We start from the raw sequence: 15,377 nt of genomic DNA on the forward strand, positions 1-15,377 counted from the left end.
AATTCGGGGTCAGTGGACGGCGGTCGTGAGCCGGTCGTGGACCAGGCGCGCGGTCTCGGCGGCATCGGCGCCGAGGATCTCCAGCGGATCGCCGGTCAGCTCGGTGGAGCGGTGCTCCCCCGGCCAGGCGGGGCGCTCGGCCCCGGCGGGGCCGGTCAGCGCCGGGCCGGCGGGGGTGAGCAGCAGGGTGGGGGTGGCGGTGAGGGCGGCGGGCCGCCAGTCGGGCAGGATCCGCCGGTAACCACCGGTCGCGAGCAGGCGGTTGTCGTCACCGACCAGCGGGTCACCGGTCACCAGACCGCCCACCAGCTCGGCGGTCAGCACCTCCGCGAGGTCGGTGCCGGGGGCGGGAGCGTCGATCAGGACGAGACTGCCCGCGGGCGTCCCGCGCTCCTCCAGCGCCTTGGCCAGGTGGTAGGCCACCACACTACCGGTCCCGGCACCGAGCAGCGAGACCGGCCCGCCGGTGATCATACCGTCCAGCGCAACGATCTGACGACTGATCAGCTCCGCGAAGGAGACCGGCAGTGCCTCCCCCGCCACGAACCCGGGCACGGGCAGGAAGGCGGTCTCCCGCTCCCCCTCCAGCGCGGCGGCGAACCGCAGGTACCGCCCGGGCCCGGCCACGGCGGTCAGCGCCGAGCAGCACACCAGCGTCTCCCCGGCCGGCCCGGTGGCCAGCCGCACGGGGTTCACCGGCGAGGGCCGGGAGCCGCCGTCGCGGATCGCGGCGGCGGCGCTCAGCAGGTCCAGCAGCTCGCCGGTACGGCCGTTGCCACAGGCCCCGGTGAGCAGGGACGCGAAGCTCCCGAGTGCCGGGACGAGCGCGGGCGCCGCCATCGGGGCGGGCTCCACCACCGGGATCTCCACCACGGGGATCTCCACGACCGGGATCTCCACGGCCGGGATCTCCACGGCCGGGGCCCCCACGAGGGCCTGCGGCTCGGCCGGCTGCTCGAGGACGCCCGCCAGGTAGTCCGCGAGCTGCACCGGCGTCGGGTAGTCGTACACCACTGCGACCGGCAGGGCCTGCCCGGCCATCGCGCCCAGGCGGTCCCGGAGTTCGACGGCGCTGAGCGAGGCGAAGCCCTGGTCCAGGAACTCGCGGGTCGGCTCGACCGTGTCCGCCGAGGTGTGGCCGAGCACGTCGGCCGCCTGGGTCAGCACGATCCGCAGCAGCAGCTCCCGCTGCTCCTCGGCGGACTTCCCGGCGAGCCGGTCCGCCAGCGTGAGCTGGTCACCGGCAGGCTCGGCGGCCTCCGGGGCGACCAGGCCGAGCTGCTCCCGGCTGCGCCGCACCCAGCCGGCCAGCACCGGCAGGGCCGGGGCCAGCGCCGCCAGCTCCTCCTCGCCGCCGTCCAGGGCCAGCGCCAGCTCCGCCAGGTCCGCCCGCTCGACGGCCTCCCAGAACCGGGCGTCCGGCGAACCGGCCTGCACCACCGGGGTGTTGGCGGCCTCCCGCAGCCAGTACCGCTCCCGCTGGAAGGCGTAGGTCGGCAGGTCGACCCGCTGCGCGCCCGCACCGGCGAAGTACGCGGCCCAGTCGACGGCCACACCCCGCACGTGCAGGCGGGCGAGCGCGGCGGTCAGGGCCCGCGGTTCGGCGCGGTCGCCGCGCTGGGCGGGGATGAACGCGCCGCCGTCGCCGAGGGCGGCGAGCACGCCGTCGGGGCCGAGCTCCAGGAAGGTGGTGACGCCCTGCTCGCGCAGGGCCTGCAGGCCGTCGGCGAAGCGGACGGCCTCCCGGACGTGCCGCACCCAGTACTCCGGATCGCCCAGCTCCTCGATCCGGCCGGTCAGGGCGGAGACCACCGGAATGCGCGGCTCGGCGTAGTCCAGCGACTCGGCCACGGCGCGGAACTCGGCCAGCATCGGCTCCATCAGGCGCGAATGGAAGGCGTGGCTGACGGTGAGCCGCTTGACCTTGCGGCCCTGCGCGCGCCAGGCGGCCTCGGCCTCGGCGATCGCGGCCTCGGCACCCGAAACCACCACCGCCTCGGGCCCGTTGACGGCCGCGACGTCCAACTCGGCGGGCAGCGCGGCCCGCACTTCCTCCTCCGAGGCCTGGACGGCGAGCATCGCTCCGCCGCTCGGCAGCGCCTCCATCAGCCGGCCGCGGGCGGCGACGAGACGGCAGGCGTCCGCCAATGACCAGACCCCGGCCACGTGGGCGGCGGCCAGCTCGCCGATCGAGTGCCCGGCCAGGAAGTCGGCGTTCACTCCCCAGGACTCGACCAGGCGGTGGAGGGCCACCTCGACGGCGAACAGCCCGGCCTGGGTGTACACCGTCCGGTCGAGCAGCTCGGCGTCGGTGCCGAACAGCACCTCGGCCAGCGGCTTGGGCAGCAGCGGGTCGAGGTGCTCGCACACGCTGTCCAGCGCGGCGGCGAACACCGGGTAAGCGGCGTACAGTTCGCGGCCCATGCCGAGCCGCTGGCTGCCCTGGCCGGAGAACAGGAAGGCCACCCGGGCCTCGGCGGTCAGGCCCTGCACGGTGCCGACGGCAGGCTCACCGGCGGCCAACCCCGCCAGCGCGCCGAGCAGTTCGCCCCGGTCGCCCCCGGGCAGTACGGCCCGGTACTCCAGGGCCGATCGGCTGGTGGCCAGCGAGTAGGCGATGTCCGCGAGGTCCGCCTCGGGCTGCTGCGCGAGGTGGGCGGCGAGGCGCTCGGCCTGGCCGCGCAGCGCACCGGCCGAGCGGCCGGAGAGCAGCACCGGGAGGCCGCCGGGCAGTTCGGCCCGCTCGACGGTGGCCTCGGCGGCCACCGGCGCCTGCTCGACGATCAGGTGGGCGTTGGTGCCGCTGACGCCGAAGGAGGAGACACCCGCCCGCCGGGGCCGCCCGGTCTCCGGCCAGGCCACGGTCTCGGTGGCCAGCCGGACCGCGCCCGCCGACCACTCGACGTGCGGGGTGGGCTCGTCCACGTGCAGGGTGCGGGGCACCACGCCGTGGCGGATCGCCTGCACCATCTTGATCACGCCTGCCACACCGGCGGCCGCCTGGGTGTGGCCGATGTTGGACTTGACCGAGCCGAGCAGCAGCGGACGCTCCTCCGCCCGGCCCTGGCCGTAGGTGGCCAGCAGGGCCTGCGCCTCGATCGGGTCGCCGAGAGTGGTGCCGGTGCCGTGCGCCTCCACCACGTCGACCTGGTCGGCCGTCAGCCGGGCGGCGGACAGCGCTTGGCGGATCACCCGCTGCTGGGCCGGGCCGTTCGGGGCGGTCAGACCGTTCGACGCACCGTCCTGGTTGACCGCCGAACCACGGATCACCGCAAGGACGTTGTGGCCCAGGCGCTGCGCGTCGCCGAGGCGCTCCAGGAGCAGCATGCCCGCGCCCTCGCCCCAGCCGGTGCCGTCGGCGGCGGCGGCGAAGGGCTTGCAGCGGCCGTCGGCGGCCATGCCGCGCTGGCGGCTGAAGTCGATGAACACGCCGGGGGTGGAGAGGATGGTGACACCACCGGCCAGCGCCATGGTGCACTCACCGGCCCGCAGCGCCTGGACGGCCAGGTGGAGCGCGACCAGCGAGGAGGAGCAGGCGGTGTCGACACTGACCGCCGGGCCCTCCAGGCCCAGGGTGTAGGCGATCCGGCCGCTGGCCACGCTGCCCGAGCTGCCGGTTCCGAGGAAGGCGTCCACGCCCTCGGGGAAGGAGCGCAGCCGGGAGGCGTAGTCGTGGTACATCACCCCGGCGAAGACGCCGGTGCGGCTGCCGCGCAGCGCCTGCGGGTCCAGGCCCGCCCGCTCGAAGGCCTCCCAGGAGGTCTCGAGCAGCAGGCGCTGCTGCGGGTCCATGGCGAGGGCCTCGCGCGGCGAGATGCCGAAGAAGGCCGGGTCGAAGGCGTCGGCGTCGTGCACGAAGGCGCCGTTGCGGGCGTAGCTGCGGCCGGGCAGACCGGGCTCGGGGTCGTACAGCGCCTCGATGTCCCAGTCACGGTTGCCCGGCAGCTCGCCGATCGCGTCGGTCTCACCGAGCACCAGCTCCCAGAGCTGCTCGGGCGAGCGGACCTCGCCCGGGTAGCGGCAGGCCATGCCGACGATCGCGATCGGCTCGCTCAGCGCGGTGACCGAAGCCGTCGACGTGGCACGCGTGTCGGACGGACCGGCGGCGCCGAGCAGGCTCTCGCCGAGGCGGCCGGCCAGCGCGGCGGGCGTCGGGTAGTCGAAGACCAGGGTGGCGGGCAGCCGGACCCCGGTCGCGGCGGCGAGCCGGTTGCGCAGCTCGACGGCCATCAGCGAGTCGAAGCCGAGCTCCTTGAACGCCTGTCCGGCACCCACGAGTTCGGTGCTCTCGTGGCCGAGCACGGTGGCGGCCTGGGTGCGGACCAGCTCGAGCAGGGCACGCTCGCGCTCCACCGGGGTGAGCCGGGCCAGCCGGCCGGCCAGGTCGGGGGTGTTGTCGCTGCCCGCGGCGGCCACCCGGCGCGCCCGGTACGGCACCAGGGCGCGCAGCAGCGGCGGCAGGCCGACGGAGGCCGCCCGGGCGCGCAGCGCGCGCAGGTCGAGGCGGATCGGCACTGTGAGCGCCTCGCCGCTGCCCACCGCGACGTCGAACAGGGCCATGCCGTCCTGGTTGGAGAGCGGCAGCACGCCCTGGCGGGCCATCCGGCGGCGGTCGTCGGCGCCCAGGTGGGCGGACATCGCGCTGCTCTGCTCCCAGAAGCCCCAGGCCTGCGAGGTGGCGGGCAGGCCCTCGGCCCGGCGCAGCGCGGCCAGCGCGTCGAGGAAGGTGTTCCCGGCCGCGTACCCGGCCTGGCCGGCGCTGCCGACGATGCCGGAGAAGGAGGAGAAGAGCACGAAGGCGCTCAACTCCAGTCCCGACGTGGCCCGGTGCAGGTTCCAGGCCGCGTCCACCTTCGGGCGCAGCACGGCGCTCAGGCGCTCGGGGGTGAGCGAGTCCAGCATGCCGTCGTCCAGCACACCGGCGACGTGCACCACGCCACTCAGCTGCGGGCCCAGCTCGGCGATCAGCGCGGCCAGTTGGCCGTAGTCGGCCGCGTCGCAGGCGCGCACCTCGGCGGCGGCGCCCAACTCCGCGAGCTCGGCAACCAGTTCGGCCGCGCCCTCGGCGGCGGGGCCGCTGCGCCCGGCGAGCACCAGCTTGGTGACGCCGTGCTCACCGGCCAGGTGCCGCGCCACCAGCGAGCCGAGCAGGCCGGTGCCGCCGACCACCAGGACGGTGCCGTCCTGGCTCCAGGCGGGCGGTTCGGCGCTCTCCACGGCGGCCCGGGCCAGGCGCGGGACGCGGATCTCACCCTCGCGCAGCAGCGCCTGGCTCTCGTCGGAGGCGAGCACGCGAGCCAGTGCGGCCCAGGAGCTGCCGGTGCGGTCGAGGTCGGCCAGCACCAGGCGGCCGGGGTTCTCGGTCTGCGCGGTTCGGGCCAGCCCCCAGACGGTGGCGGCGGCCAGATCGGCGGGCGAACGGCCGCCCAGCGGTGCGCCGTTGGCGGTGAGCAGGACCAGCCGGGTCTCGGCCAGCCGCTCGGCGGCCAGCCACTGCCGCAGCTCGCCGAGCACGGCGGCGGTGGTCGCGTGGACGGCGGCGGCCAGCTCCTGCTCCGCCACCTCCGGCGTGGCGACCTCGACCAGCAGCACCTCGGGTGCCTCTCCACCGGCCGCGACCAGGGCCGCGACATCGGAGTGGCTGGTCAGCTCGACACCGAGCGCCGCCACCGCGTCGCCGGTGCGGGCGGCGTGGGAGCCGACCAGCGCCCAGCGCTGACCGGCGGGGTCGGCCTCGGGCAGGGTGCGCTCGGCCCACTCGACCCGGTAGAGGTCGTCGGCCGCGCTCGGCGCGGCGGACTCGGCGGACATCGGGCGCAGCAGCAGCGGCTCGATGACGGCCACCGGTGCGCCCTCGGCGTCGGCGACCAGGATCTCCACCGCGTCCGGGCCGGTGCGGCGCAGCCGGGCGCGCAGGACGGACGCGCCGGTGGCGTGCAGGGTGACCTGGTTGAAGGAGAACGGCAGCCGGCCGGGGCTCGCCGGGTCGTCGTCGAACAGGCCGCCCACGGCGATCGCGTGCAGGGCGGAGTCGAGCAGTGCCGGGTGCAGGGCGAAGCCGGCGGCCTGGCCGCGGAACTCGGCGGGCAGCGCGACCTCGGCGAACACCTCGTCGCCCCGGCGCCAGGCGGCCCGCAGGCCCTGGAAGGACGGGCCGTAGCCGTAGCCGCGGGCGGCCATCGCGGGGTAGAGCCCGGCGGCGTCCAGCTCGGCGGCCTCGGCCGGGGGCCACTCGGTGAGCGGCTCGGCGGTGTCGGGGGCCGGGGTGAGCGTCAGGAAGCCGGCCGCGTGCCTGGTCCACGGCTGGTCGGTCGGCGCGAACGCGTCGTCGCCCTCGTCGGCCTGCGCGTGCACGGTGACGGCCCGGCGGCCCGCCGCGTCCACGGCGCCGACCCGGACCTGGACCCGTACGCCGCCGCGCTCGGGCACCACCAGCGGGGCCTCGACGGTGAGCTCCTCCACCCCGGCACACTGCAGCTGCTCGGCGGCGTGCAGGGCGAGCTCCAGGAAGCCCGTACCGGCCAGGATGACGGTGCCGTTCAGCGTGTGGTCGGCCAGCCAGGGCTGGGCCTTCACGGAGAGGCGGCCGGTGAGCACCAGGCCGTCGTCCTCGGCGAGGCTGACGGCGGCGCCGAGCAGGCCGTGCTGCACCCCGCGCAGGCCGAGCCCGGCCGGGTCACCCGCAGCGGACCGGCGGGCCGGGGGCCAGTGCTCGTGGCGCTGGAAGGCGTAGGTCGGCAGCTCGTGCGGCTGCCCGGCGGCCACCAGCTTGGTCCAGTCGACCTCCACCCCGCTGGTGAAGGCCTGGGCGAGCGAACGGAGGAAGCGGTCGGCGCCGCCTTCGTCGCGCCGCAGGGTGCCCACGGCCGTGCCGGGCAGGCCGAGTTCGGCCAGGGTGTCCTCGATGGCGGGGACGACCACGGGGTGGGCACTGACCTCGATGAAGGTCCGGTGCCCGGCCTTCGCCAGCTTCTCCACCGCGTCCTGGAACAGCACCGGGTACCGCAGGTTCTCGTACCAGTACTCCGCATCCAGCTCCGGCCCGGAGAACCACTCACCCCGGATCGTCGACAGCAACGGCACCGAACCCGTGCGCGGCGTCACACACGCCAGCGCCGCCTTCACCTCCGCCTCCACCGGCTCCACCTCCGGCGAGTGCGACGGGAACGCCGCCGCGATCCGCCGCGCCCGCACCCCCTCCACCTCGCACAACGCCAACAACTCGTCCAACCTGGCGAACTCGCCCGACACCGCCACCGTCGCCGGACCGTTCACCGCCGCCACGTACAACCGCCCCCCGACCCGGGCCACCAACTCCTCCGCCTCGGCCCGGGAGGCGAACAACGACACCATGCTGCCCACATGCGCGATCTGGTCCATCACCCGCGCCCGCAGCACACTGATCCGCGCCGCGTCCTCCAACGACAGCACACCCGCCACATGCGCCGCCGCCACCTCACCCTGCGAATGCCCGATCACCGCCGCCGGCTCCACCCCCACCGACCGCCACAACGCCGCCAGCGACACCATCACCGCGAACAGCACCGGCTGCAGCACCTGCACCCCGGCGAACTCCGCACCGTCCCCCGCCAGCACCTCCGCCAGCGACCAGTCCACCAACCCGCCCAGCGCCGCCTCGCACGCCGCGATCGACCCCGCGAACACCGGCGAGGAAGCCATCAACTCCCGCGCCATCCCCACCCACTGCGTCCCCTGACCCGGGAACACGAACACCGGACGCCCACCACCACCAGCAACACCCCGAACCAGCCCCGGCGACTCCACACCCGCCGCCAACGCCTCCACACCCGCCAACAACTCCGGCAGCCCACCCCCCAGCACCACCGCCCGGTGCTCGAACACCGAGCGGCCGATCAGAGCACCGGCCACGGCGGCGCGGTCGTACCCACCGGCCACCGCCGCCAGCCGACCAGCCTGGCCGGACAGCGCGGCCGAGCCACGGCCGGACAGCACCCAGGGGGTGACGGGGAGTTCACCGAGCGGGCCGGCCGTGGGCTCGACCTCCGGCTCCTCGGACTCGGGCGCCTGCTCGATGATGGTGTGCGCGTTGGTGCCGCTGACGCCGAAGGAGGAGACACCGGCCCGGCGGGGCTCGCCGGTCTCCGGCCAGGCCACCGTGTCGGTGAGCAGCTCGACGCCGCCCACGGACCAGTCGATCTGCGAGCTGGGCGCGTCCACGTGCAGGGTCTTGGGAAGTACGCCGTGCTGCATGGCCAGCACCATCTTGATCACACCGGCCACGCCCGCGGCGGCCTGGGTGTGGCCGAGGTTGGACTTCACCGAGCCGAGCCGCAGCGGACGGCCGTCCGCGCGGTCGCGGCCGTAGGTGTTCAGCAGGGCCTGCGCCTCGATCGGGTCACCGAGCTTGGTGCCGGTGCCGTGCGCCTCCACCACGTCGATCTGACGGCTCGTCAGTCGGGCGCTGTCGAGGGCCTGCTGGATCACGCGCTGCTGCGAGGGGCCGTTGGGGGCGGTCAGACCGTTCGAGGCACCGTCCTGGTTGACGGCGCTGCCCCGGACCACCGCGAGGATCCGGTGGCCGTTGCGCTGCGCGTCGCTCAGCCGCTCGACCAGGAGCACGCCCACGCCCTCGCCCCAGCCGGTGCCGTCCGCCGCCTCGGCGAAGGCCTTGCACCGGCCGTCCGCCGAGAGGGCGCCCTGGCGGCTGAGGTCCACGAACACACCCGGCGTGCACATCACCGAGACGCCGCCCGCCAGGGCCAGCGAGCACTCGCCGGCCCGCAGCGCCTGCACGGCGAGGTGCAGCGAGACCAGCGAGGAGGAGCAGGCGGTGTCGACGGTGACCGCCGGGCCCTCCAGGCCGAGCGCGAAGGAGATCCGGCCGGAGAGCACGCTGGCCGCGTTGCCGGTGCCGACGTAGCCCTCGGCGCCCTCGACGTTGCCGATCAGCAGGCCCGCGTAGTCCTGGCCGTTGGAGCCCATGAAGACACCGGTCCGGCTGCCGCGCAGCGCCTGCGGGTCCAGGCCCGCCCGCTCGAAGGCCTCCCAGGAGGTCTCGAGGAGCAGGCGCTGCTGCGGGTCCATCGAGAGCGCCTCGCGCGGGGCGATGCCGAAGAAGCCGTGGTCGAACTCGGCGATGCTGTCCAGGAAGGAGCCGGTGCGCACGTACGAGGTGCCCAGCTTGTCCGGGTCCGGGTCGTAGAGGGTCTCCAAGTCCCAGCCCCGGTCCTCGGGGAAGGGCGTCAGGGTGTCGCGTCCGGCCGCGAGCAGCTCCCAGAGCTGCTCGGGGGTGCGGACGCCGCCCGGGAACCGGCAGCTCATCCCGATGATGGCCACGGGCTCGGGAGCGCCGCTCTCCACCTCGTGCAGCCGCTGCCGCGTCTGGTGCAGATCGGCGGTCACCCGCTTCAGGAAGTACCGGAGCTTGTCCTCGTTTGCGGTAGCCATGGTCTGTTCTCACCTCGGGAAGTCACGGGAAGTCGTGGGGGCAGGGCCGGTGCCCGTGCCGGTACTACGGGGATTGCGGGGGCGATGAACTGCTCAGGAGATGCCGAACTCCTTGCCGATGAAGTCGAAGACCTCGTCGTCGCTCGCCCCCTCCAGCACGTCGGGGACCGCCTCGGCCTCCGGCCCGGTCCGGGCGTCGTCCAAGCTGGAGAGCAGGGTGCGCAGGCGCGCGCCGATCGCCTCGCGCCGGTCCCGGTCGCCGCCCAGGGTGGCGAGCGCGGACTCCAGCGCGTCCAGCTCCCGCAGCCCGTGCTCGGCCTCGGCGTCGGCCTCGGGCGAGAGCTCCAGGTACAGGTGCTCGGTCAGCGCGAGCGGGGTCGGGTAGTCGAAGACCAGCGTCGAGGTGAGCCGCGAACCGGTCGACTTGCTCAGCCGGTTGCGCAGCTCGACGGCGGTCAGCGAGTCGAAGCCCATGTCACGGAAGGCCCGCTGCGGGTCGATCGCCCCCGCCGAGCTGTGGCCCAGGACCAGCGCCACCTCGGTGCAGACCAGCTCCTGCAGCAGCCGGCGGCGCTCGGCCACCGAGGCCGCGGCGAGCCGCCCGAGCAGCGCGGGTGCCGCGCTCGCGGTCTCCACGGCGGCCGCCGTGACGGCCTCGCGGGCCGCCGGGATGCCGGCCAGCAGGGCACTGCGCCGGACGGCGGTGTAGCCGGGGGCGAAGCGCTGCCAGTCGACGTCGACCACGGCCAGCAGGGTGTCGTCGACCCGGACGGCCTGCTCCAGCGCGGCCACCGCCCGGTCCGCCGCCATGGCGGGGAGCCCGCCACGGCTGGTCCGGCCCTCGACCAGCGCGCTGTCGGCCACCATGCCGCCCTCGGCCCACGGGCCCCAGGCGATCGAGGTGGCCACCAGGCCCTGGGCGCGGCGCCACTCGGCGAACGCGTCCAGGTAGGCGTTGGCGGCGGCGTAGTTGCCCTGGCCGGGGCCGGCCAGGGTGCCCGCGATCGAGGAGAACAGCACGAACGCGGTCAGCGGGTGGTCCTGCGTCAGCTCGTGCAGGTGCCGGGCGGCCGCGGCCTTGGCGGCCAGGACGGTGCCGAACCGGTCGGGCGTCAGGCCGTCCAGTACGCCGTCGTCCAGCACACCGGCCGTGTGCACCACGGCGGTCAGTTCGAGCCCTTCGACGGCCTTGGCCAGCCCCTCGCGGTCGGCCGCGTCGCAGGCGGCCACCGTCACCTCGGTGCCGTGGGCGGACAGCTCCGCCACCAGCTCGGCCGCGCCCGGCGCCTCGGCGCCGCGACGGCTGAGCAGCAGCAGGTGCTCGGCGCCGTTGGCGGCCAGCGAGCGGGCCACCTGCGCGCCCAGCGCACCGGTACCACCGGTGATCAGCACCGTGCCCTCCGGCCGCCACGGCGTACCGGAGTCGGCCACCGGCGAGACGGCGGCGGGCGCGTGGCTCAGGCGAGCCGCGAAGGTGCCCGAGGCCCGCAGGGCGAGCTGGTCCTCCTCCCGCTGCACGAGCACCGAGCGCAGGCGGGCGCCGGTCCGGCCGTCCAGCTGCTCGGGCAGGTCGACCAGACCGCCCCAGCTCTCCGGCCGCTCCTGCGCGGCCACCCGGCCGAGCCCCCAGACCATGGCCTGCTCCGGCCGCCGGACGGTGTCCAGCTCACCGACCGCCACCGCGCCCTGGGTGAGCGCCCAGAGCGGCGCCTCGAGGTCCAGCTCGCCGAGCGCCTGGATCAGCGCCGCGGTGGCCGGCAGACCGGCCGGGGTGACCTCACTGCCCGGCAGCGGGGTGGTGACGAGGGCGAGCGCCGAGACCACGCCGCTGACCTGGAACAGTGCGTCCAGCGCGTCGATGTCCGAGAGCGCGTTCTCCTCCAGCGCCGCCCGCAACTGCTCCGCGTACGCGACCCGGTCGGGATTCGCGGCGTCCAGCTCGGCGCGGACCACGGTGGCCCCGCCGTCGGTGAGCTGGCGCGCCAGCTCCTCGGACAGCCGCTCCTCGGTGCCCCGGGCCGTGACCAGCAGCCAGCTGCCGCTCAGCACAGTCGCCGGCTCCGGGACCGCCGGCTCCCAGGTCACCCGGTAGCGCCAGGCGTCCAGCGCCGACTGAGCACTACGGCGGCGGTGCCAGGTGGAGAGGGCGGGCAGGACCTGGGCGAGGGCATCCTCACTGGGCAGGTCGAGCGTGGTGGCGAGGTCGGCCAGGTCCTCCTGCTCGACGGCCGCCCAGAAGCGGGCATCGAGGTCGTTGGCGGGAGCGGGGGTCACTGCCTGGACAGTGGGCCAGAAGCGGGTCCGCTGGAAGGCGTACGTCGGCAGGTCGAGCGCGCGAGCGCCGGTGCCCGCGAAGGACGCGGCCCAGTCGATGCCCACCCCCTGCACGTGCAGGGTGGCCACGGCGGTGGCCAGTGCCTGGACCTGCGGACGACCCGCCCGCTGCGCCGGGACACACCCGGTCTCGGCGGCCGTCGCGGCGAGCACGGCATCGGGGCCGAGCTCCAGAAGGGAGGTGACGCCCTGCGCCTGCAGGGTGGCGATCCCGTCGGCGAAGCGGACGGTCTCGCGGACGTGGCGCACCCAGTGCTCGGGGGTGGAGAGCGCGGCGTCCGCCAGATTGGAGACGACCGGGATGCGCGGGGCGGCATAGCCGAGGGACTCGGCCACGGAGCGGAACTCCGCGAGCATCGGGTCCATCAGTCGGGAGTGGAAGGCGTGGCTGACGGTGAGCCGCTTGACCTTGCGGCCCTCCGCCCGCCAGGCCGCCTCCAGTGCGGTGATGTCCGTGTCGGGGCCGGAGACGACGACCGAGTCCGCGCCGTTGACGGCGGCGATGTCGACACCCTCGGTGAGCGCGGCCCGGACCTCAGCCTCGGTGGCCTGGACGGCCAGCATCGTACCGCCGGCCGGCAGCGCCTGTATCAGACGGCCCCGGGCGGCGACCAGCTTGCAGGCGTCGGCCAGGGAGAACACACCCGCGACGTGCGCGGCGGCGATCTCACCGATCGAGTGGCCGGTCAGCAGGTTGGGGGTGACACCCCAGGACTCAAGGAGGCGGAAGAGAGCCACCTCGAAGGCGAACAGGGCGGTCTGGGTGTACGCGGTCTGGTCGAGCAGGTCGCTCGACCCGTCGAACATCACCTCGCGCAGCGGACGGTCCAGCTCGGCGTCCAGCTGGGCGCAGACCGCGTCCAGCGCATCGGCGAACACCGGGTACGCGGCGTACAGTTCACGCCCCATTCCGGCCCGCTGGCTGCCCTGGCCGGAGAACAGCAGGGCCAGCTTCGGCTCCTCCGTCGCCGTGCCCGTGACCACGCCCGGGGCCTCCCGGCCCTCGGCGAGAGCGGCCAGCCCGGCCAGCAGCGCCTCCCGGTCACCACCGACCACCACCGCCCGGCGCTCCAACACGGCGCGCTGCGTCGCCAACGAGTAGCCGACGTCCACCGGTTCGGCCGTCGGGGCCGCCGACAGCAGGCGGGCGGCCTGCTGACGCAGAGCAGCCTCACTCCGGGCGGAGAGCGGCCAGCTGACCACCTCGGGCGGCGTGGCCGCCGTCAACTCAGCGCCCTGCAGCTCGACTTCGAGGATGGCGTGAGCATTGGTGCCGCTCACCCCGAAGGAGGAGACGCCCGCGCGGCGCGGGCCCTCGTGCTGCGGCCAGGCCTGCTTCTCGGTCGCCAGCTCGACCGCACCCGCCGCCCAGTCGATCTGCGGCGACGGCTCGTCCACATGCAGGGTCTGCGGAACGACACCGTGCCGCATCGCCAGCACCATCTTGATCACACCCGCGACACCGGCAGCAGCCTGGGTGTGGCCGATGTTCGACTTCACCGAACCCAGCAGCAGCGGACGCTCACGGTCCTGGCCGTACGTGGCCAGCAGCGCCTCCGCCTCGATCGGGTCACCGAGCGCCGTGCCCGTGCCGTGCGCCTCCACCACGTCGACCTGATCGGCCGACAGACCCGCGGTGCTCAGCGCCTGCCGGATCACCCGCTGCTGCGACGGACCGTTCGGAGCGGTCAGACCGTTGGACGCACCGTCCTGGTTCACCGCCGTACCACGCACGGTCGCCAGCACCCGGTGCCCGAGCCGCTCAGCGTCACTGCGGCGCTCGACCAGCAGCAGACCGACACCCTCACCCCACACCGTTCCGTCCGCCGCCCCGGCGAAAGCCTTGCAGCGGCCGTCCGCCGCGAGGCCGCCCTGGCGGCCGAACTCGGCGAAGAGCCCCGGCGTGGACATCACGGTGGCGCCACCGGCCACGGCGAGCGAGCACTCGCCGTTGCGTACGGCCTGAACGGCCAGGTGCAGAGCCACCAAGGAGGACGAGCAGGCCGTGTCGACGGTGACCGCCGGGCCCTCGAAACCGAAGGTGTAGGAGAGCCGGCCCGAAACCACGCTCGCCGCATTGCCGGTGAGCAGGTGGCCCTCCAGGCCCTCGGCCGCCGCCGTCGCGCTCAGCAGGGCCGGGTAGTCCTGGCCGTTGCTGCCCACGAACACACCGGTCTGGGTGCCGCGCAGGCCCGGCAGGTCGATCCCCGCCTGCTCGAACAACTCCCAGGAGGTCTCCAGCAGCAGCCGCTGCTGCGGGTCCATCGCCAACGCCTCACGTGGCGAGATCCCGAAGAAGTCCGCGTCGAACTCCCCCGCCTCGTACAGGAACGCGCCGCGCGGCGTGTACGTGGTCGAAGAACCGATCTGCCAACCACGGTCGTTGGGGAACTCCGCCACCGTGTCGGTGCCCGACTCCAGCACCTCCCACAGCGCCTCCGGCGAGGAAGCGCCGCCGGGGAACCGGCAGGCCATGCCGACGATCACGATCGGGTCGTCCTGAACCGCCGCCACCGCCACGGGAGAAGCGAGTTCGGCCTGGGCGCCGGAGAGCTTGCCGAGCAGGAACTCGCCCAGCACGCGCGGCGTCGGGTAGTCGAAGACCAGCCCGGCCGGGAGCCGCTGGCCGGACAGCTTGGCCAGGCGGTTGCGCAGCTCGACCGCCGTCAGCGAATCGAAGCCCAGGTCGCGGAAAGCCCGGCCGGCCGCCACCGCGTCCGCCGAGCCGTAGCCCAGCACCGACGCCGCCTCGGCACACACCCAACCGACCACCGCCGACAGCTGCTCCGCCGCCGACATACCGGCCAACTGACCGGCCCAGCCGGCCACCATCTGCGGCACCGCCTCCACCGGAGCACCGGAGGAGAGACCCGCGATGACATCGGCGAGCAGTGCGGACGGGCGGACCGACACGAAGGAGGGCGCGAAGCGCTCCCAGGCCACATCGGCCACCGCCAGCGTGGTGTCACCGGATGCCAACACCCTTCCGAGAGCGACCAGTCCGGCCGCCGGGGCCATGCCCGGCAGGCCGCTGCGCCGCATCCGGGCACCGACCACCTCACTCTCGGCCGCGAGACCGTCCTCGGCCCACGGGCCCCAGGCGATCGAGGTGGCGGCGAGTCCCTCGGAGCGGCGGTACTCGGCGAGCGCGTCCAAGTAGGCATTCGCAGAAGCGTAGTTACCCTGCCCGGCGGCACCGAGGGTCCCGGCCAGCGAGGAGAAGAGCACGAACGCGTCGAGATCCTGGCCCCGCGTGAGCTCGTGCAGGTGCCACGCGGACTCCGCCTTCGTCGCGAGCACGCCGCGCAGCCGCTCGGGGGTCAGGCTCGTGAGCACGCCGTCGTCCAACACACCGGCGGCGTGCACCACGGCGGACAGTTCGAGGCCCTCGATGACCTGGGCCAGTGCGTCCCGGTCCGCCACGTCGCAGGCGATGACGTCCACCCGGGCGCCCAACGAGCGGATCTCCTCGGCGAGTTCGGCAGCGCCCGGAGCCTGCGGGCCACGACGGCTCAGCAGCACCAGATGCTCAGCACCCTGCCCCACCAGCCACCGCGCCACCTGCGCACCCAGACCACCCGTACCACCGGTCACCAGGACGGAACCCGAGACCG

General features: G+C 74.7%; 2 protein-coding genes. Both read right to left on the reverse strand.

What is annotated here, in order from left to right; genetic code table 11:
- Positions 1-9 precede the first annotated feature (9 nt).
- On the reverse strand, positions 10-9,429 hold the full coding sequence (locus tag ABT095_RS27400; RefSeq protein WP_350532190.1) for a type I polyketide synthase: 9,420 nt from the start codon (positions 9,427-9,429) through the stop codon (positions 10-12).
- A gap of 93 nt (positions 9,430-9,522) precedes the next feature.
- Positions 9,523-15,377, reverse strand: a 5,855-nt coding sequence (locus ABT095_RS27405; RefSeq protein ID WP_502885026.1) for a type I polyketide synthase, incomplete at its 5' end; no start/stop codon positions are given.

The organism is Kitasatospora sp. NPDC002227 (assembly GCF_040296285.1).
In the GTDB taxonomy this organism is placed as follows: Bacteria; Actinomycetota; Actinomycetes; order Streptomycetales; family Streptomycetaceae; genus Kitasatospora.

What these genes read in the sequence shown, in the direction of transcription:
- ABT095_RS27400 (WP_350532190.1), bottom strand. Translation starts at nt 9,429, where the DNA reads ATGGCTACCGCAAACGAGGACAAGCTCCGGTACTTCCTGAAGCGGGTG.